Annotated in this window: 17 protein-coding genes and 1 pseudogene; 8 read left to right on the top strand and 10 right to left on the bottom strand. The window is 76.0% G+C overall.

What is annotated here, in order from left to right; all coding sequences use genetic code 11:
* Positions 1-71: 71 nt before the first annotated feature.
* The 4 genes from ABZ885_RS02360 (at position 72) to ABZ885_RS02345 (ending at position 5,317) form a co-directional block, all read left to right on the top strand.
* Positions 72-662: a hypothetical protein gene (locus ABZ885_RS02360; protein ID WP_360182388.1), complete on the top strand. Its 591-nt coding sequence runs from the start codon at positions 72-74 to the stop codon at positions 660-662.
* A gap of 149 nt (positions 663-811) precedes the next feature.
* Complete coding sequence (locus tag ABZ885_RS02355) at positions 812-2,986, top strand: bifunctional polysaccharide deacetylase/glycosyltransferase family 2 protein (protein WP_360182480.1); 2,175 nt, start codon at positions 812-814, stop codon at positions 2,984-2,986.
* Between the two features lie 12 nt (positions 2,987-2,998).
* The gene (locus ABZ885_RS02350) at positions 2,999-4,531 is read left to right on the top strand and encodes a protein kinase (protein ID WP_360182385.1); all 1,533 of its coding nucleotides are present in this window, start codon (positions 2,999-3,001) and stop codon (positions 4,529-4,531) included.
* A 150-nt stretch (positions 4,532-4,681) separates the two neighbouring features.
* On the top strand, positions 4,682-5,317 hold the full coding sequence (locus tag ABZ885_RS02345; RefSeq protein WP_360182382.1) for an HAD family acid phosphatase: 636 nt from the start codon (positions 4,682-4,684) through the stop codon (positions 5,315-5,317).
* Positions 5,318-5,420: 103 nt separating this feature from the next.
* Here the strand turns inward: ABZ885_RS02345 and ABZ885_RS02340 are convergent, their stop codons facing one another.
* The 4 genes from ABZ885_RS02340 to ABZ885_RS02325 all read right to left on the bottom strand — a co-directional run bounded on the left by ABZ885_RS02340 (position 5,421) and on the right by ABZ885_RS02325 (position 9,487).
* A complete protein-coding gene (locus ABZ885_RS02340) occupies positions 5,421-6,395 on the bottom strand; it encodes an iron-siderophore ABC transporter substrate-binding protein (RefSeq protein ID WP_360182379.1) in 975 nt (324 codons plus the stop codon).
* A gap of 68 nt (positions 6,396-6,463) precedes the next feature.
* On the bottom strand, positions 6,464-7,351 hold the full coding sequence (locus tag ABZ885_RS02335; RefSeq protein ID WP_360182376.1) for an ABC transporter ATP-binding protein: 888 nt from the start codon (positions 7,349-7,351) through the stop codon (positions 6,464-6,466).
* A gap of 34 nt (positions 7,352-7,385) precedes the next feature.
* Positions 7,386-8,438 (bottom strand): iron chelate uptake ABC transporter family permease subunit, encoded by a 1,053-nt coding sequence (locus ABZ885_RS02330; RefSeq protein WP_360182373.1) that lies wholly within the window; start codon positions 8,436-8,438, stop codon positions 7,386-7,388.
* Positions 8,435-9,487 (bottom strand): iron ABC transporter permease, encoded by a 1,053-nt coding sequence (locus tag ABZ885_RS02325; RefSeq protein ID WP_360182370.1) that lies wholly within the window; start codon positions 9,485-9,487, stop codon positions 8,435-8,437. Before ABZ885_RS02325 ends, ABZ885_RS02330 begins: the two co-directional genes overlap by 4 nt.
* 213 nt (positions 9,488-9,700) lie before the next feature.
* Here ABZ885_RS02325 and ABZ885_RS02320 point away from each other — a divergent pair, with 213 nt between their 5' ends.
* Positions 9,701-10,333: an HAD hydrolase-like protein gene (locus ABZ885_RS02320; protein ID WP_360182367.1), complete on the top strand. Its 633-nt coding sequence runs from the start codon at positions 9,701-9,703 to the stop codon at positions 10,331-10,333.
* Positions 10,334-10,349: 16 nt separating this feature from the next.
* Here the strand turns inward: ABZ885_RS02320 and ABZ885_RS02315 are convergent, their stop codons facing one another.
* Entirely contained in the window at positions 10,350-10,580 is a 231-nt protein-coding gene (locus tag ABZ885_RS02315) for a hypothetical protein (RefSeq protein ID WP_360182364.1), read from the bottom strand.
* 479 nt (positions 10,581-11,059) lie between these two features.
* On the opposite strand from ABZ885_RS02315, the gene ABZ885_RS02310 reads away from it, so the two are divergent.
* Positions 11,060-11,443 carry a cold-shock protein gene (locus ABZ885_RS02310; RefSeq protein ID WP_360182362.1) on the top strand — a complete coding sequence of 128 codons (384 nt, stop codon included), beginning with the start codon at positions 11,060-11,062 and terminating at the stop codon, positions 11,441-11,443.
* 35 nt (positions 11,444-11,478) lie between these two features.
* Here ABZ885_RS02310 and ABZ885_RS02305 read toward each other — a convergent pair whose 3' ends face one another.
* The 4 genes from ABZ885_RS02305 to ABZ885_RS02290 all read right to left on the bottom strand — a co-directional run bounded on the left by ABZ885_RS02305 (position 11,479) and on the right by ABZ885_RS02290 (position 15,036).
* A complete protein-coding gene (locus ABZ885_RS02305; RefSeq protein WP_360182359.1) occupies positions 11,479-12,324 on the bottom strand; it encodes a 1,4-dihydroxy-6-naphthoate synthase in 846 nt (281 codons plus the stop codon).
* Positions 12,317-13,075, bottom strand: a complete 759-nt coding sequence (locus tag ABZ885_RS02300; protein WP_360182356.1) for a futalosine hydrolase — start codon at positions 13,073-13,075, stop codon at positions 12,317-12,319. The genes ABZ885_RS02305 and ABZ885_RS02300 overlap by 8 nt, the downstream gene beginning before the upstream one ends.
* A 10-nt stretch (positions 13,076-13,085) precedes the next feature.
* Positions 13,086-13,619, bottom strand: coding sequence for a hypothetical protein (locus ABZ885_RS02295; RefSeq protein ID WP_360182353.1), 534 nt, complete (start codon positions 13,617-13,619; stop codon positions 13,086-13,088).
* Between the two features lie 94 nt (positions 13,620-13,713).
* Positions 13,714-15,036 carry an MFS transporter gene (locus ABZ885_RS02290; RefSeq protein ID WP_360182477.1) on the bottom strand — a complete coding sequence of 441 codons (1,323 nt, stop codon included), beginning with the start codon at positions 15,034-15,036 and terminating at the stop codon, positions 13,714-13,716.
* Positions 15,037-15,794: 758 nt separating this feature from the next.
* Here ABZ885_RS02290 and ABZ885_RS02285 point away from each other — a divergent pair.
* On the top strand, positions 15,795-16,676 hold the full coding sequence (locus ABZ885_RS02285; RefSeq protein ID WP_360182474.1) for a DUF3027 domain-containing protein: 882 nt from the start codon (positions 15,795-15,797) through the stop codon (positions 16,674-16,676).
* A gap of 162 nt (positions 16,677-16,838) precedes the next feature.
* Here the strand turns inward: ABZ885_RS02285 and ABZ885_RS02280 are convergent, their stop codons facing one another.
* Positions 16,839-17,279, bottom strand: coding sequence for a hypothetical protein (locus ABZ885_RS02280; protein WP_360182350.1), 441 nt, complete (start codon positions 17,277-17,279; stop codon positions 16,839-16,841).
* A gap of 86 nt (positions 17,280-17,365) precedes the next feature.
* Here ABZ885_RS02280 and ABZ885_RS02275 point away from each other — a divergent pair.
* Positions 17,366-18,249 (top strand): annotated as a pseudogene (locus ABZ885_RS02275) (molecular chaperone Hsp90); the annotation flags it as partial.

Here is an 18,249-nt window from a genome sequence, read left to right as displayed (position 1 = left end):
CCGGGCTCTGTGCGGCCCGCCCGCCCGCAGTCGGGCGGGCCGCACCCAACCCGACAGACCTGGACCCGACCGTGACCGTCGCTTTGTACGACCACGAGCCGGCGGCCGGGGATCCGCTGCCCGGTTCCCCGGCCGCCTTTCCTTCCGAACAGGCCGCCGAGACCACCGCCGCCCCGGTGTTCGTGGACTCCTCCGGCCGTCGCCAGCGGCGGGTCCGCCGGCTCGGCCTGCTGCTCGCCGTGCCGGCCGCCGGCTACCTGGTGCTGCTGGCCAGCACGTTGCTCGGCGGGCCCACCGTGGACGCGCCCTTCCTGCCGTTGCCGGCCGCGCCGAGTGCCGCCGCGCCCGCGCCCGCCGAGCAGCCGCCGGCACCGGAGCCGACGATCACCGGCACGCCCGGGCCGGACAGCGTTCAGCCCGCGCCTGCGCGGCCGGCGGCGGCCGACCACCACAGCACCGCCGCGGCGGCCACCACGCGGCCGTCCGCCCCGGCGGCCGGGCCGTCCACCCCGCCCACCGCGACCGCCACCCCCGGCGGCAACGGCAACGGCAACGGCGGGCCGACCACCGCCCCCACCCCCGGCCACGGCCGTCCCACCGACGCGCCGGGCAACTCCGGCAACCCCGGCGGCAAGCCCGGCAAGCCGTCCCCGACCCCCTGACGCCACCGCCTCGCCCCCTCCGAGGCACCCGCCCAGGCCCTCCCGAAAGCACCCTCGTGAGCACCTCCCGCCGCCGAAGAGCAGGCCGTCCCGGCCCCGCCGCCCCGACCCCCCGCCGCGGCCGGCGCGGCGTCGTCCGCCAGGGCCCATTGCGCACCCACTGGCTGCTGCTGAGCGCCCTGCTGCTCACCCTCGCCGCCACCCTGGTGCTCCAGGGCTACACCCAGCACCTCTTCGACCACCGCCCCGACCAGGACGCCCGTCCGGCCGGTGCGGCGACGGTCCCCGAGCAGATCCGCACCGGCGGCCCGGTGATCGACGCGGCCGGGGCACAGCCCCGGAGCGCCGGCCCCAAGCCCGGCACCGTCGCGCTGACCTTCGACGACGGCCCGGACCCGCGGTGGACCCCGGAGGTCCTGGACACCCTGCGCCGCAACGGCGTGCACGCCACCTTCTTCGTGGTCGGCACCCAGGCCGCCGCCCACCCCGACCTGGTCCGCCGGATCGTCGCCGAGGGTCACCAGCTCGGCGTGCACACCTTCACCCACACCGACCTCGGCGCCCAGCCCGAGTGGCGCCGCTCGCTGGAGCTGCGCGAGACGCAGCTGACCCTGGCCGGTGCCGCCGGGGTGACCACCTCGCTGCTGCGCCCGCCGTACTCGTCCACCGCCGAGGCGCTGGACGACCCGACCTGGTCCGCCGTCCAGCAGGCCGGCCGGGAGGGCTACCTCACCGTGCTCTCCACCCGGGACAGCGAGGACTGGCGCCGCCCGGGCGTGGACGAGATCATCGGCGCGGCCTCCGCCGGGGCCGGCGACGAGGGCCGGGTCGTGCTGATGCACGACGCCGGCGGCAACCGCTGGCAGACCGTCGCCGCGCTGGACGGCCTGCTGCCCGCGCTCAAGGCACGTGGCCTCCGCTTCACCACGGTCAGCGAGTCGGTCGGCCTGCCCGACCCGGTCCACCCGGCCACCGGGGCCGAGCACTGGCAGGGCCTGGCCCTGATCCAGGTCCTGCGCACCGGTGACTGGACGCTGACCGTGCTGGGCTGGCTGCTCTACGCGGCGGGCGCGGTCAGCGTGCTGCGCGCGGCCGCCGTCCTGGTCGCCGCCCGCCGGCACAAGAAGCTGCGCCGCCGCCGGCCGTGGGGCCCGCCGGTCACCGAGCCGGTCAGCGTGATCGTCCCCGCCTACAACGAGTCGGCCGGCATCGAGGCGGCCGTCCGCTCGCTGCTGGCCTCCGACCACCCGGTCGAGATCATCGTGGTGGACGACGGCTCCACCGACGGCACCGCCGACCTGGTGGAGTCGCTGCAGCTGCCCTGCGTCCGGGTGATCCGGCAGCGGAACGCGGGCAAGCCGGCCGCCCTCAACACCGGCATCGCCGCCGCCCGCGCCGAACTGCTGGTGATGGTCGACGGCGACACCGTCTTCGAGTCGGACGCCGTCCGGATGCTGGTGCAGCCCTTCGCCGACCCGGCGGTCGGCGCCGTCTCCGGCAACGCCAAGGTGGTCAACCGGGGCGGACTGCTCGGCCGCTGGCAGCACATCGAGTACGTGGTCGGCTTCAACCTGGACCGCCGGCTGTTCGACCTGGCCGAGTGCATGCCCACCGTCCCGGGCGCGGTCGGCGCCTTCCGCCGCTCGGCGGTGCTCGCGGTCGGCGGCGTCGGCGACGAGACGCTGGCCGAGGACACCGACCTGACCATGGCCCTCTGCCGGGACGGCTGGCGGGTCGTGTACGAGGAGCGCGCCAAGGCCTGGACCGAGGCTCCGGCCTCGCTCTCCGCCCTGTGGCGGCAGCGCTACCGCTGGTGCTACGGCACCCTGCAGGCGATGTGGAAGCACCGCGGCGCGCTGCGCCAGGGCGGCCAGGCGGGCAAGCTGGGCCGGCGCGGCCTCGGCTACCTGCTGACCTTCCAGGTGCTGCTGCCGCTGCTGGCCCCGGTGGTGGACGTCTTCGCGCTGTACGGGCTGGCGTTCCTCGACCCGGTGCGGATCATCGGCCTCTGGGCCGCGTTCCTGCTGCTCCAGCTGCTGATGGGCGTCTACGCGTTCCGGCTGGACAAGGAGCGGCTCGGCCCGCTGTGGAGCCTGCCCCTGCAGCAGTTCGTGTACCGGCAGCTGATGTACCTGGTGGTGATCCAGTCGGTGTTCACCGCGCTGGCCGGCTCCCGGCTGCGCTGGCAGCGGATGCAGCGGTACGGCAGCCTGCGGGTGCCCGCACAGGGTGTGGCGGCGGACACACCTCCGGAGCCCGTGGGCGTCGGGGGCTATCGTGCACAGGTGCACGAGGCGGTCCGGGGCCCCGGGCGAGGCCAGTGAGGGGAGTTCCAGGTGATCGGACGGGCGCTCAACGGGCGTTACGAACTCGTCGAGCCACTGGGCGTCGGCGGCATGGCCACCGTCTGGCGGGGCGTGGACCACGTCCTGGGCCGCCAGGTGGCCGTCAAGGTGCTCAACGGCGGCCTCGCCGACGACCCGCGCTTCGCCGAGCGGTTCAGCCGGGAGGCGCAGCACGCGGCCATGCTGGTCCACCCGCGGATCGTCATGGTCTTCGACTCCGGCGTGGACCAGGGCTCGCCGTACATCGTCATGGAGCTGGTGCAGGGCCGCTCACTGGCCGCCCTGCTGGCCCAGCAGCCCGGCCTGCCGGTGGAGCGGGCGGTGGGCATCGCGGCGGCCGTCTGCGAGGCGCTGACGGTCGCGCACGGCGCCGGCCTGGTGCACCGGGACATCAAGCCCGGCAACATCATGATCACCGACGACGGCGGGGTGAAGGTCGTCGACTTCGGCATCGCCCGGGCCGGCTCCTCCAACAACCTCACCCAGACCGCCTCGGTGCTCGGCACGGCGGCCTACCTCTCGCCCGAGCAGGCCACGGCGTCCGAGCTGGACGGCCGCACCGACCTGTACGCGGTCGGCTGCGTGCTGACCGAGATGCTCACCGGCGCGACCCCGTTCACCGCCGAGACCCCGGTGGCGATCGCGTTCAAGCACGTCAGCGAGGCCCCGCTGCCGCCGTCGGCGCACCGCGCCGGGGTGCCGGCGGCGCTGGACGCGGTGGTGCTGCGCCTGCTCGCCAAGAACCCGGCGGACCGCCCGGCGGACGCCGCGGCCGCCCGGGCCGAGCTGCTCGCCTGCATACCCGGGCTGGTGGTCGGCGACCCGACGGGCGACCTGCTGGCCGCCACCTCGGCCGGCCAGGCGACCCAGCTGCTGCCGCCGGTGCCGGTGCCGCCCGGGCCGGTCCCGGCCGCCACCTCGGTGATGGCGCCCGTCCCGGCGCAGCCGCCGTTCGGCTCGCCGTCCTTCGAGCCCGGGCCCGCCCCGGAGCGGGAGAGCCGGCGCAAGCCGCTCGTCCTCGGCGCCCTCGGCCTGGCCGGCATCGCCGGCGCCGCGATGCTGGCGCTCACCGCCTTCGACGACCCGGGGACTCCCGGGGCCCCGGCCGCCGCCCCCAGAGCGACGCAGAGCGCCGCGGCCACCCCGGCGCCGACGCCCACCGCCACCGCGGCCCCCACCGCCCCGTCCGCGGTTCCCACGCCGTCGGTCACCACGCCCGCCCCGCCGCGCGGCCAGGGCCCGGCCGTCCAGCTCAACGCCCTGCGCCAGGCCGTCGCCCAGACCCAGGTCGGCAAGGAGCGCGACCGCCAGCTCGAACTGCTGCACGCCCTGGACGACGCCGCCGCCCGCCTGAACCAGGGGCAGCCGGACGACGCCGCGCAGGAGCTGAAGAACGCTCAGCGGACCGTGCGGGACCTCGCGAAGAAGCACGCGATCGACGGCCGGACGTCGCAGGACTGGAACTCCCGGCTGAGCGGCCTGATCACGTCCCTCAACGCCGCCGACCGCAGCCAGCAGGACTGAGCGGGCCTCAGGTCCGGGGCGGCCAACTGTTCGTCCTCCTGCCCACTGTTTGTTACCCGCGGGTATTGGCCTACGCCGTCGGCTGCAGTACGTTCTCGCCGATTGACGTGTGCTGAACGACATCCCCGACGGAAAGGCCTGCTCCCCCACATGAGCATCAAGGCGAAGCTCGTTGCCACTGCGGCCCTCACGGCCGCGATCACCACCGGCCTGGCGGCCCCCGCGGTCGCCGCCCCCGCCACCCCGGCTGCCCCTGCCGCCGCCCCCGCCGCCGCCCCTGCCGCCGCGGGCGGCACCGCGGTGACCGAGGAGCAGTGGCTCGCCGACGTCACCGCCGCCATCGCGCCGGCCCGTGCGTACGTCGAGCAGCGCGCGGCCGGGTCGGCGGGCGAGCGGCCCGCGATCGTGTTCGACATCGACAACACGACCCTGGCCACGCACTTCCACCCGATCACGATGCAGGGCATCAAGCCGGTGGTGGAGCTGGCGCAGTACGCCCACGCGCACGGCGTCGCGATCGTCTTCGTCACCGCGCGGGTCGACTTCATCGCCCCCGTCACCCGGTACAGCCTGGAGAAGGCGGGCTACACCGTGGACGAGCTGCACGGGCGCAACCTGTGCGACCTCTTCAAGCCGGTCCAGCAGTACAAGACCGACGAGCGGGTCAAGGTCGAGAACGAGGGCTACACGATCATCGCCAGCGTCGGCAACAACTGGACCGACCTCAACGGCGGCCACGCCGAGCGCACCTTCAAGCTCCCGGACTACGACGGCCTGCTCTCCTGACCCGTCCGCGGCCGGAACGCCCGCGGCCCCCGCGCTCCCTCCGGAGTGCGGGGGCCGCTGCGCTGCAGGGCCGCGGACGCCTGCCGAGGGGGCTGGCGCGGGCTCAGGCGCCGAGGAGGCGCTGCAGCTCCGCCAGGACGTAGTTGGCGCTGGTGTAGCCGGTGCCCTGGAACCAGAGCTGGTCGTCCACCTCGAAGGCGCGGTGGGCCCGGACCGCGCCGAGCGACTGCCAGCCGGGGCCGGCCAGGGTCGCCGTGGTGCCGGCCCGGCCGGGATCGCCGTAGGTGGCGTGGAAGAGCACGTCGCCGTCGGCCCTGGCGATCTGGTCCACGGGGATCTCCAGGTCGGGCTGGTCGACGTTCTGCGGGTCCGGGCGGCCCAGTTGGACGTCGGCCAGGACCGTCCCCGGGAAGTTCTGCCTCCCGTACAGCCGGATGCCCCCGCCCTCGACGAAGCGGACCAGGCTGATCCTCCTCCCCGAGGCCTTGGCGCCGGCCAGCGCCTGGACCACCTGCGAGACGTGCCGCTGGTACGAGGAGACGAACGCCGCCGCCGCGTCCTGGCGGCCGAGGGCCTGGGCGTGGAGCTGGAAGTCCGCCTTCCAGGGGGCACCGGTGGTCTGGGTGAGCACGGTCGGCGCGATCTCGCGCAGCTGGTCGTACCGGCCGCCGTCGCGCGCCTGGTCGGAGAGGATCAGGTCCGGTCGCAGGGCGCGGACCGCGGCGAGGTCCGGGGTGCCGATGGAGCCGACCCGGGTGATCCCGCTCAGCCGGGAGGCCGGCCAGTAGTCGGGGAACCCGGGGTCCAGCGGGGCCAGGGCGGCGCCGACCGGGGTGATGCCGAGGGTGAGCGCCGAGTCGAAGGCGGCGGTGTTCAGGGTGACGACGCGCATCGGCGCGCCCGGCACCAGGACCGGCCCCACGGCGGTGTTCACCGTGACGGGCGGCACCGGCGGCGGGCTGGGCGGAACGGTGGCGGCGGTCGTGTCGACGGGCAGCGTGGCGTGCCGCACGGTGCACCCGGCGAGGGCGGCGGCGCCGAGCCCCGCGAGCAGGGTGCGGCGGGTGGTCGGGGGCATCGGCGGTCCTCGGGCGGCGGCACGGACGGGAGCGGCGGCCGGAACGGGTCCGGCCCCGGGCGCGTCGATTATGTCCGAATTGCCCGCTGGACGTCCGCCTTGGCCGTCCACGGCGCGCCCGGTACGACCAGCGGGGTGCCGGTCACCGGGTCGGGCACCACCATCGAGTCCAGCCCGAACACCTCCCGCACCAGCTCCGCCGTCACCACCTCGGCCGGGTCGCCCTGCGCGACGATCCGGCCGTCCCGCATCGCCACCAGGTGGTCCGCGTACCGGGCGGCCTGGTTGAGGTCGTGCAGCACGGCGACCACCGTCCGCCCGCGTTCGACGTTGAGCCGCCGGACCAGGTCGAGCACCTCCACCTGGTGCGCGATGTCCAGGAAGGTCGTCGGTTCGTCCAGCAGCAGGATGTCCGTGCCCTGGGCGAGCGCCATCGCGATCCACGCCCGCTGCCGCTGCCCGCCGGAGAGCTCGTCCACGCTGCGCTCGGCCAGCTCCGCGGTGGAGGTGCGTTCCAGTGCCTCCGCCACCGCCCGTTCGTCCTCCGCCGACCACTGCTGCCACCAGCGCTGGTGCGGCTGCCGGCCGCGCGAGACCAGGTCGGCCACCGAGATGCCCTCGGGCGCGGCCGGGGACTGCGGCAGCAGCCCGATCCGCCGGGCGATCCGCCTGGTCGGGACGCGGGCCAGCTCGGCGCCGTCCAGCAGCACCGCGCCCCGGGCCGGCGTCAGCAGCCGGCCGAGCGCGCGCAGCAGCGTCGACTTGCCGCAGGCGTTCGGGCCGACGATCACCGTCACCCTCCCGTCCGGCACGACGAGGTCCAGCCCCTCGACGACCGTCCGCGCCTCGTAGGCGAGCGTCAGGCCCCGGGCCTCCAGACGGTGGCCGGGGGCGGTGGCGGCAGCAGCGGTGGCGGGGCCGGGGTCGGCGGGCGCGGCAGCGGGCTCGGCGGTCATGCGGGACTCTCCAGCGGTCGTCGGGCGGCTTCCATCAGGAGGGGGACTGCCCCCGGCGGGACCGGATCAGCAGCCACATCAGGTACGGCGCACCGATCAGGCCGGTCACCACGCCGACCGGCAGCTCGGTGGGCGCGAGCAGCCGACGGGCGAGCAGGTCGGCCAGGACGACGACCAGCGCGCCGGTCAGGGCCGAGCAGCACAGCGGGATCTGCGCCGAGCGGGCCAGCCGCACGGCGATCTGCGGGGCCGTCAGCGCGACGAAGTCCACCGGCCCGGCCGCGCCCGCCGCACAGGAGGCGAGCACGACGCCGAGCAGCGCCATGCCGAGCCGGATCCGGCCCAGCCGCAGCCCGAGGCCGACGGCGGTGGCGTCGTCGAAGGAGATCGAGCGCTGCGCCCGCGCGGCCCAGAGCGCCACCGGGACGGCGGCGAGCAGCACCCCGGCGAGCGGGCCGGCCTGGTCGTAGCCGGAGCCGTTGAGGCTGCCGGTCATCCAGACCTTCGCCGCCTGCGCCTGGAAGCCGTCGCCCTTGGTGAGGAAGACCGAGGTGAGCGAGGAGAGGGCGACGGAGATCCCGATGCCGACCAGGACGAAGCGCTGGGCGTGCAGGCCGCGCCGCCAGGCCAGCAGGTACACCAGCAGGCCGGCCACCAGGCCGCCCGCCACCGCCGCGTACGGCACCTGCCCGGCGGAGCCGACCGCGCCGTACGCCGTCAGGCCGACCACGGTGGCGGTGGCGCCCCACGAGACGCCGACCACGTCGGGGCTGGCCAGCGGGTTGCGGGCGACGGTCTGGACCAGCGCGCCGGCCAGGCCGAGCGCGGCGCCGGCCAGCAGGCCGACCACCACCCGGGGCAGCCGGAACGCGCCGACCACCAGCTCGTCCGGGCTCGGCCGGCCGAGCACCACCTTCACCACCTCGGCGGGGGAGACGGTGGACTCGCCCAGGCAGAGCGAGGCGACCACGGCGGCGGCGAGCAGCACCAGCAGGCCGAGCGCGGCGCCCGCCGAGCGCCGGTGCAGCAGGAAGGAGGCGCGCCCGGCCCGCAGCACGGTGTAGCCCAGCAGGGCGACGGCCGTCACGCCGCGACCACCTTCCGGCGCCGGACCAGCGCGACCAGCACCGGCACCCCGACCAGCGCGGTCATCACCCCGGCGGGCACCTCGGACGGCGGGAAGAGCACCCGGCCGAGCGCGTCGGCGAGCAGCAGCAGGGCCGGCCCGAGTACGGCGGAGAGGGCGAGCACCCAGCGGTGGTCCGCACCGGCCACCGCGCGGGCGGCGTGCGGGACGGCGAGGCCGACGAAGGCGACCGGGCCGGCCGCGGCGACGGCCGAGCCGGTCAGCACGGTGGCGCCGAGCGCGCCGACCACCCGGACCGCGCCGGTCCTCGCGCCGAGCCCCCTGGCGGTGTCGTCGCCCAGCGCCAGCGCGTCCAGCCCGCGCGCCACCGCGAACACCAGCACCGTGCCGGCCAGCAGGAACGGCACCAGCTGCCAGGCGACGCCGGCGGTGCGGCCGGAGAGCGAGCCGACCTGCCAGAACCGGAACCGGTCCATCGCGGCGGCGTCCGTGGTGAGCACCAGGGTGTTGAGCGAGGCGATGAACGCGGACAGCGCCGAACCGGCCAGTGCCAGCTTGACCGGGGTGGCCCCGCCCCGGCCGCGCCCGGCCAGCCCGTACACCAGCACCGCGGCGAGCACGGCTCCGGCGAAGCCGAACCAGACGTAGCCGGTGAGGGTGGAGACGCCGAAGACGGAGATCGCCAGCACCACGCCGGCCGCCGCGCCCTGGCTGACGCCGAGGATGCCCGGGTCGGCGATCGGGTTGCGGGTGATGCCCTGCATCACGGCGCCCGCCAGGCCGAGCGAGGCGCCGACCGCCAGGCCGACCACCGTCCGGGGCACCCGCAGCTCGCGGACGACCACGGCGTTGGTGCTGTCCCCGCCGTGCAGCAGCGCGCCCAGGGTGTCGCCCGGCGGGACGGTCCGGCTGCCGACCGCGAGGCTCAGCAGCACCGCGGCGGCCAGGAGGACGAGGGCGGCGGCGAGCCACAGGACGCGACGGCGCAGCAGCCGCCGTCTGCCGGGTGCGGTGGCGGGCCTCGCGGGCGGCGCGGTGGTCTCGGTCATGGCCCTCTCTCGCAGTCGGCCGGGGCACACCTGGGTTCCGTGGGGGGCCGGGGCGATCGCCGGCGCACCCCGTCCTGCGCACACCCCCGTCCCTTTCCCCGTCTCTACCCGCCGTCCGCCGTGCAGCCCCGTCCGCCGTGCAGCCCCGTCCCCCGTGCGCCCCGTCCCCGGACCCCCCGTCCCCGTGCACCCCCGTTGGAATAGCCTGACGGCATGCCTTCCACCCCGGTAGCCCCGCTCACCGTCGGCTTCGACCTCGACATGACCCTGCTGGACACCCGGCCCGGGATCCGGGCCACCTACGTGGCGCTCTCCGCCGAGACCGGCACGCACATCGACGCCGACCTGGTGGTCACCCGGCTCGGCCCGCCGTTGCTGGACGAGCTGGCCAACTGGTTCCCGGCCGAGCGGGTGCCGGCCGTGGCCACGCGCTACCGCGAGCTTTACCGGGAGCACGCCTTCGCCCCCACCGTGCCGCTGCCCGGCGCGCACGCCGCGGTCGCGGCGGTCCGCGCGCACGGCGGCCGGGTCGCGGTGATCACCGGGAAGTACGAGCCGAACGCCCGGCTGCACCTGGAGCACGCCGGGCTGCACGCCGACGCGCTGGCCGGCGACCTCTGGGCGGAGACCAAGGGCGAGGCGCTGCGCGAGCAGGGTGCGAGCGTCTACGTGGGTGACCACCTCGGCGACATCGTGGGCGCCCGGCACGCGGGCGCCGTCGCGGTGGGCGTGGCCACCGGGCCGTACGGCGCGGACGAGCTGCTGGCGGCGGGCGCGGACGTGGTGCTGGCCGACCTCACCGGCTTCCCGGCCTGGCTGGCCGGACACCTCGCGGCGACGGCTTAGGGTCTGTCCGGGACGGTCAGGAGCGGACCCGGCGGCGCTGGGCGCGGGCGGAGAGCAGCAGGCCGGTCATCGCGAGCAGGAAGCCCAGCGGCATCAGCATGCTGAGCCAGTACGCGGCCGTCGGCAGCGGCGTCAGGTGCAGGAACAGCGGGACGAAGGTGGCGAGGGTGGCGAGCGCGCCGAGCCCGAAGACGACCGCCCCGGCCTTGACGTAGCTGTCGCCGCGGTCGGCGCTCTGGCTGCTCACTGGGCTTGCTCCTCCACGGGCCGGGGCGGCCCGGCGGGCCTGTTCGGTCGGTCTGCCGTCCCAGTCTGGCAGAGCGCCCGGGGCACGGCGGCGCCGGACCGGCGGCGGGCGGACCGGTCACGTTGCGCAGTTTCCCGGGAGCTGGGAGTTTCGATCCCTGCTGGGCGGGGGTATGCAGGCTGTGCCAAGGGGTGCGACAGGTGCGCCCCGTCTCCTCGGACCGGGGGTGTGAGCCAGTGGAAAGCGCCGAGTTGCGCCCCGGCCATGCCAGTCCCGGGTCGCCCGTGGCCGCGAGAGCCCCGTACGGATCCATCGCGGAACGCGGATGAGGCAGTGACGGAACGTTAGTCTGCTCCCTACAGCGTGCTGACCATGAGTGCCCGCACGGGCGCCGTGCGGAGGTCGGCCCGCCCTTCCACCACCCAGTGATCCCCGGCCAGGGCCGGGATCCCTCACACCCACATCGAGGACTGTTCGAGATGCCCACCGGCCAGGTCAAGTGGTTCAACGAGACGAAGGGCTTCGGCTTCCTGTCGCGCGACGACGGCGGCGACGTCTTCGTCCACACCAAGGCGCTGCCCACCGGTGTCACCGCGCTGAAGCCGGGCCAGCGGGTCGAATTCGGCGTGGTCGCGGGTCACCGGGGTGACCAGGCGATGGCCGTGCAGCTGCTGGACGCGCTGCCGTCGGTGGCGGCCGCCCAGCGGAAGAGCCCGGACGACATGGCGGCGCTCGTCCAGGACCTCATCACGATGATGGACGCGGTGCTGCCCGGCCTCCAGCACGGCCGCTACCCGGCCAAGCCGGCCGGTCAGAAGCTGGCCGGGCTGCTGCGTGCGGTGGCGGACCAGTTCGACGTGTGACCGCCCGGTCCGGCGGGTGAGCGGGCGGTCCGCTCTCAGACGTCCAGCGCACCCGGGCCGAGCGGGGGCACCAGCCCCTCGTCGGCGGCCCGGGTGAGCAGCGCACGGACGGCGCCGTAGCCCTCCTCGCCGAGGTCCGCGGTGAACTCGTTGACGTAGAGGCCGATGTGCTGGTCGGCGACGCCCGGGTCCATCTCCTGGGCGTGCGCCAGCACGTAGGCGCGGCCGGCCGACGGGTCGGCCCAGGCCTGCCGGACGGAGGCGCGGATCGCCTCGGTGATCGCCTGCAGCCGCTCCGCGCCCAGCGAGCGCTTGGCGATGATCGCGCCGAGCGGGATCGGCAGGCCGGTCTCCTGCTCCCAGGCCTCGCCCATGTCGGCGAGGCGGTGCAGGCCGTACTGCTGGTAGGTGAAGCGGGCCTCGTGGATCACCAGGCCGGCGTCCACCCGGCCGTCCCGCACGGCGGGCATGATCTCGTGGAACGGCAGGACGACGATCTCGCCGAACCCGCCGGGCACCGCCTTGGCCGCCCAGAGCCGGAACAGCAGGTAGGCGGTCGACCGCTCGGAGGGGACGGCGACGGTCCGGCCGGTCAGGTCGCCCCCGGTGTCCGGGCGGGTCAGCACCAGCGGGCCGCAGCCGCGCCCGAGCGCGCCGCCGCAGGGCAGCAGGGCGTACTCGTCCAGGACCCACGGCAGGGCGGCGTAGCTGACCTTCAGGACGTCCGGCCCGCCGCGCTCGGCCAGGCCGTTGGTGACGTCGATGTCCGCGAAGGTGACCTCGGGGGCGTCCGCGCCGGGCACCAGGCCGTGCGTCCAGGCGTGGAAGACGAAGGTGTCGTTCGGGCACGGCGAGTGCGCGATGGTGAGCGTTTCAGCCACGGCGGGCCTCCTTCAGGAACTCCGGACAGGGCAGCGCGGCGAAGGCCCGCTCCAGCGCGGCGAGCGCCTCGCCGATCCGCCAGGCGGCCCGGTCACGCGGGCCCACCGGGTTCGACACGGTGCGCAGTTCGAAGGCCGGCACGCCGTACCGGGCGGCGGCCTCGGCCACGCCGAAGCCCTCCATCGCCTCGGCCACCGCGTCCGGGTGGCGGGCGGTCAGGGCGGCGGCGCGCTCGGCGCCGCCGGTCACCGTGGAGACGGTGAGCACGGTGCCGGTGACGGCGCCCAGGGCGTCCGCGGCGAGCGCCACGGCGGCCGGGGCGGGGGTGTGCCGGACGGTCCCGAAGCCCAGCTCGGTGACGTCGGCGAACCCGTCCGGGGTCTGCGCACCGAGGTCGGCGGCCACGATCGCCCCGGCGAGGACGGTCGCGCCGACCGGCGCCTGCGGGGCGAAGCCGCCGCCGATGCCGGCCGAGACCACCAGGTCGTACCGGTGGGCGGCGAGCGCGGTGGCGGTGGCGGCCGCGGCGGCGGCCGGTCCGACCCCGCCCGCCAGCACGTCCGCGGTGACGCCCGAGGGGTGCGTGACGCGGTGCAGCTCACCGCCGGGCAGCGGCAGGCGGCCGACGGCACCGGGCGCCGGCCCGGCGAGGCCGCGCAGCACCGCCTCCGCCTCGGCGGCCACCGCGACGACGACGAGCAGCCGGCCCCGCCCGGGGGCCGACTGCTCGTCGGAGAGGCGCTCGGTCACCGCTGGGCCGTCAGGAACCCTGGGTGTTCAGCTCGAAGTACCAGACGCCGTAGATGCCGTCGGGCTGCTTCGGGTCCGACTCGACCACGGTGACCAGGGTCTTGCCGGAGGCGTTGATCGCCTTGGTGGCCGGCACCGCGCCGGACCAGGTGACGTCCTTGGCCGCGGTGGCCAGGGTGAACCGGCCGCCGGAGGCCTGGCCGCCGCCGTTGGTGTTGGCCCACCAGCCGCGGTCCGCCACGACGGGGGTCACGCCGACGCCGATCCGGTCGCTGGGCGACACGTCGGACTTCGGGAGCTTGCCCTCGTCCAGGGCCTTGCTCGCCTTGTCCTGGCACTGCTCCTGCTGCTCGTCGGTGAGCGGCTTGCCGTCGTTGAAGCAGAACGGGCTCTCCTCCATGGAGGAGTTGCCGACGGTGAGGGTCACGCGGTGGTCGCTCGGCGCATCCTGGCCGGAGGCGTAGGCGATGGACCCGCCGACCGTGCCGGCGCCGATCACGACGACGGCGCCGAGGGCGGCGATGACACGGGTGCTGAGGCTCATGCGTCAGAGGCTACCGGGCTTTGCCGATCACGCTACGCGGGGGTGGGCAACCGCGTGTTGTGGTCCGCGGACGACGGGTGTCCGCCGGGGCGGGCTAGGCGACGCGGGCCGCGGCCGGGCGGCGGCGCAGCCCCACCCGGAACAGCGAACGGATCGTCCAGAGCAGCACCAGGCCGACCACCGCGGCCGCCAGCGAGAGACCGAGGACGCCGTTCAGCGGCAGCACGATGCCGACCGCGCCGCCCGCCACCCAGGACAGCTGGAGCAGCGTCTCCGACCGGGCGAAGGCGGAGGTCCGCACCGCCTCCGGGACGTCCCGCTGGATCAGCGCGTCCAGCGCCAGCTTGCCCAGCGAGGCCGCCACCCCGGCCGCCGCGGCGACCACGATCACCGTGACCACGCCGTACCAGAACGCGGCGGCGGCCGTCGCACAGGTGGCCAGCAGCAGCATCGCGGTGACCGTCCGCTCCGGGCCGCGGGTGCGCAGCCAGGAGCCGAGCACCGAGCCCAGCGCGTTGCCGGTGCCGGCGGCCAGCGCCACCAGGCCGAGCGCCACGGTGGGCTTCAGCCCGCCGATCGGCTCCTCGCGCAGCAGGAACGCCAGGAACATCACCAGGAAGCCGACCAGCCAGCGCAGCGCGGACATCGCCCGCAGCGCCAGGATCACCGAGGGGCCGACGGTGCGCAGCGAGGCCTTGGGCGGCTTCGGGGCGGCGGCGTCCCCGGCGGGGGGCGCGCCGGCGGCGGTCGCGCCGTGCACCTCCGCGTGCAGCACGGCGCGCTGCTCGCCCTTGGCCGAGTCCACCTTGTGCGGCAGGTGGAAGGCCATCAGGGTGCCGATCACGAAGACCAGGAAGGCGCCGCGCAGCGGCCAGCCCGGCCCGATCAGGTGCAGCAGTCCGCCGACCCCGGCGGCCACCATGGTGGCCAGCAGGCCGGCCAGGGTGACCCGGGAGTTCGCCTTCACGAGTGAGAGCCGGCTGGGCAGCAGCCGGGGCACCACGACGCTGCGCACCACCCCGTACGCCTTGGACGCCACCAGGACGCCCAGCGCCTCCGGGTAGAGCGCCAGCCCGCCGCCGACCACCGTGCCGGCCATCGTCCACGCCAGCACCGCGCGGACCAGCATCGACATCGCCATCGCGGCCCGGCGGCCGTGCGGCAGCCGGTCCAGCAGCGGGCCGATCACCGGCGCGAGCACCGCGAACGGCGCCATGGTGATCAGCAGGTAGAGCCCCACCCGGCCGCGGGCCTCGCCGGTGGGGACGGAGAAGAAGATGGTCGACGCCAGCGCGACGGTGATCAGCATGTCGCCGAAGGAGTTCAGCGCGTGCAGCTCGATCAGTTTGGCGAGGCCCGACTCGCCGGCGCCCTCGGCGGAGGTGGCCTTGCGGATCCGGCGGCCGGTGCCGTGCACGACCTTTCCGGTGCGGGAGCCGGCGGCGGAGGCGGTGCGGACCAGGAAGTGCCGCCGGGGCTCCTCGGCGGGCTCCTCGTCGGCGAGCTCCTCCTCCGTGACGTCCGCCGGGGGGTCCGCCGCGGGGTCTGCCGCGGGGTCCGCCGTGATGTCCTCCGTGAGGTCCGCCGGGGGGTCCGCGGGCCCGGCGTCCTTGGTGAGGTCGGGGGGCGTCGTGGAGGCGCCCACCGGCTGCGGTTCACCCGCAGCGTGGACCGGAGGCTGCTGTCGCGGCACGGCGTTCGCCTCGTCGGGGCTGCCGTCGGCCTGCGAGGCGCGCAGTGCGTGCTGCGACGGTTTTTCGTCCGCCACAAGCCCATCCTGCCCCAGAATCGTGACGACGACGCGGGATTCCGCTCCGGTCGGCGCGGCCGTCGCGGTGCCGGACGCGGTGTCCGACGGCGCCGGAGACCGTGTCCGCCCATGCCGGAGACGGTGTCGGGCCGTGCCGGGCGGGGCGTCCGGAGGCCCCGGACGGGGTGTCCGGGGGTGCCGGGCGCCGCCCCGGACTGTGCCGGGTGGCCGACCGGCGGGTAGCCTGCCCAGGGTCCGCCTGACGGCCGGCCGGGCGCCGGCCGGACCGGACGAGCGGCGCGGCCGGTATCCGAGGCGGCCCGTGGTCGCGCAGAATGGACGAGGGAAACCGCGCCGCGAGCGGACAGGCAACACGCCGTGGGCAACAGAAGAACTGGGAGAGAATCGACGCCGTGAGTGCTGCGATGCGAAGCCGTACCCCCGATCGGCTCTGTGCCGAGGCCGTCGAACTCGCCCGGCAGGCAGCGGACGAGGCCGTCGGAGCAGACACCGTCGGTGCGCACCTCGGCGTCCAGGCGGACGCCGACCGCGTCGTCACCCACACCTTCGAGTGCCTGGACGCCGCGTACCGGGGCTGGCACTGGGCCGTCACCGTCGCCCGCGCCCCGCGCGCCAAGAACGTCACCCTGGACGAGGTCGTGCTGCTGCCCGGCCAGGACGCCGTCCTCGCCCCGCAGTGGGTGCCGTGGAGCGAGCGGCTGCGCCCCGGCGACATGGGCCCCGGCGACCTGCTGCCCACCGACGCCGACGACCTGCGTCTGGAGCCGGGCTGGACCGGCGAGGACGAGCCGGCGCCGAACTCCGCGGTGGCGATGGCCGCCGAGGAGGACGTCGTGGTCACCGACCCGCACATCCAGCCCGCCCCGGCCCGCGCCCAGATCAGCGCCGTCGCCGACGAACTCGGCATGGGACGCAGCCGGGTGCTCTCCCGGCTCGGCCTGCACCTCGCCGCCGACCGCTGGGAGAAGGCGCACGGCCCGCAGACCCCGATGGCACAGTCGGCCCCCGCCGCGTGCGCGAGCTGCGGCTTCCTGATCCCGATCGGCGGTTCGCTCGGCCAGGCGTTCGGCGTCTGCGGCAACGAGTTCGGCCCGGCCGACGGCCAGATCGTCTCCTTCGCGTACGGCTGCGGCGGCCATTCCGAGGCGGCCGTCATCCCGGCCCCGCCGGCGCCGTCCGAGCTGATCCTCGACGAGCTGGTGGTCGAGCCGCTGCAGCTCCACGCGGACCGCACCTCCGGCTCGGTCGAGCCGGACGCCCCGGCCGAGGAACTCGGCCACTCCTGAGCGGACCGCCCGTGGCCCGTCCCACCGCACCGGTGGGGCGGGCCACCGGCATGTCTGGGGCCTGCGGGCGTTCCCGGCTCAGCGGCGGCTGTTCCCGGTTCAACCGCGGGCGTTCCCGGCTCAGCGGCGGCTGTTCCCGGTTCAACCGTCGGCGCTCCGGGCTCAGCGGCGGCCGAACCGACCGCGTTTCGGCGGGACGGCGTCCGTGGGCGCCTCCGCCGGAGCGGAGGCCGCAGGCCGGGGCGCGGGTGCCCCCTCCTCGGTGTGCACCAGCTCGCCGACCGTGACCCGGAAGTGCCGGACCCAGCCGGAGCGGCGGAGCTCGACCAGGAAGCCGCCGTCGGGCAGCCGGAAGACCCGCCGGGCCGGCGCCCCGGCCGGCTCCGCGCCCTCGCGCGGGACGTACGTCCGGGCCGCCTCCTCCGCCAGCGCGACCGCCTGCTCCCGGCCCAGCGGGGCCTCCTGGGGCTCGGTCAGCTGCCAGCGGTAGTACACGGCGTCGCCGTAGTCCCGCCGGTCGCGCTCGATCAGGACGTACCACGAACCGTCGGACACCACGGCGATCCCCCTCACCAGCCGGAACAGGTGCTTCAGCCTAGGCAACGGCAGGCCCCGGTCCGCCGGGGGTGCCCGGGCGGGGGAGAATGCCCCCCGTACGAAGTACAGGGCGGCGGAAGGCGGCAGGTCCAGTGGAACCTCGGATCATCGGCAGCGGCACGGACGAGCACCTCGCGGACCCCTTCGGCAGCGCGGGACTGCGCCGCCGGGTGCTGGCCGCCTGGGCCGCCTCCCCGGCCCGGTTCCGGGAGGACGCCAACGCCGAGGAGGAGCTCGCCCTCGGCGGCTACCGCGACCGGCTGGTCGTCGAGTTGGCGCAGAACGCGGCCGACGCGGCGGCCCGGGCCGGCGGCGGGCCCGGCCGGCTGCGGCTCACCCTGGCGGACGGCGTGCTGGCCGCCGCCAACACCGGCGCGCCGCTGGACGCCGCCGCCGTCGAGTCGCTCTCCACCCTGCGCGCCTCCTCGAAGCGGTCGGACGAGCAGCCCACCGTCGGCCGGTTCGGCGTCGGCTTCGCCGCCGTCCTCGCCGTCACCGACGAGCCCGCCGTGCTGGGCGCCGCCGGCGGCGTGCGCTGGTCGCTCGGCGAGGCCCGCGCGCTGACCGAGGCACAGCCCGCGCTGGCCGAGGAACTGCGCCGCCGGGACGGCCACGTGCCGCTGCTGCGGCTGCCGTTCGCCGCCGAGGGCCCGGCGCCCGAGGGCTACGACACGGTGGTCGTCCTGCCGCTGCGCGACGCCGCCGCCGAGGACCTCACCCGCCGCCTGCTGGCCGGCATCGACGACGCGCTGCTGCTCACCCTGCCCGGCCTCGGCGAGGTCGTGGTGGAGACCCCGGACGGCGTCCGCACCCTCACCCGGTCCGCCACCGGGCCGCGCGCGGACGATGCCCCCGGCCTCCGCCCGGAAGGCGCCCCCGTCGAGGTCACCGTCACCGACGACGCCGGCGGGCAGCTGCGGCGGACCGTCTGGCAGACCGCCGGCGCGTCCGGCGGCCTGGACGCCGGGCTGCTCGC

The organism is Kitasatospora sp. NPDC047058, from assembly GCF_040643935.1.
Classification (GTDB): Bacteria; Actinomycetota; Actinomycetes; order Streptomycetales; family Streptomycetaceae; genus Kitasatospora.
Note: the sequence above shows the minus strand (reverse complement) of the source record. Positions and strands in the feature narration are given on the sequence as shown.

Coding starts and splice junctions, on each gene's coding strand:
- ABZ885_RS02295 (WP_360182353.1), bottom strand. CDS start 13,619: ATGAGCCTCAGCACCCGTGTCATCGCCGCCCTCGGCGCCGTCGTCGTG.
- ABZ885_RS02335 (WP_360182376.1), bottom strand. CDS start 7,351: ATGACCGCCGAGCCCGCTGCCGCGCCCGCCGACCCCGGCCCCGCCACC.
- ABZ885_RS02325 (WP_360182370.1), bottom strand. CDS start 9,487: ATGACCGAGACCACCGCGCCGCCCGCGAGGCCCGCCACCGCACCCGGC.
- ABZ885_RS02345 (WP_360182382.1), top strand. CDS start 4,682: ATGAGCATCAAGGCGAAGCTCGTTGCCACTGCGGCCCTCACGGCCGCG.
- ABZ885_RS02340 (WP_360182379.1), bottom strand. CDS start 6,395: ATGCCCCCGACCACCCGCCGCACCCTGCTCGCGGGGCTCGGCGCCGCC.
- ABZ885_RS02320 (WP_360182367.1), top strand. CDS start 9,701: ATGCCTTCCACCCCGGTAGCCCCGCTCACCGTCGGCTTCGACCTCGAC.
- ABZ885_RS02310 (WP_360182362.1), top strand. CDS start 11,060: ATGCCCACCGGCCAGGTCAAGTGGTTCAACGAGACGAAGGGCTTCGGC.
- ABZ885_RS02285 (WP_360182474.1), top strand. CDS start 15,795: ATGCGAAGCCGTACCCCCGATCGGCTCTGTGCCGAGGCCGTCGAACTC.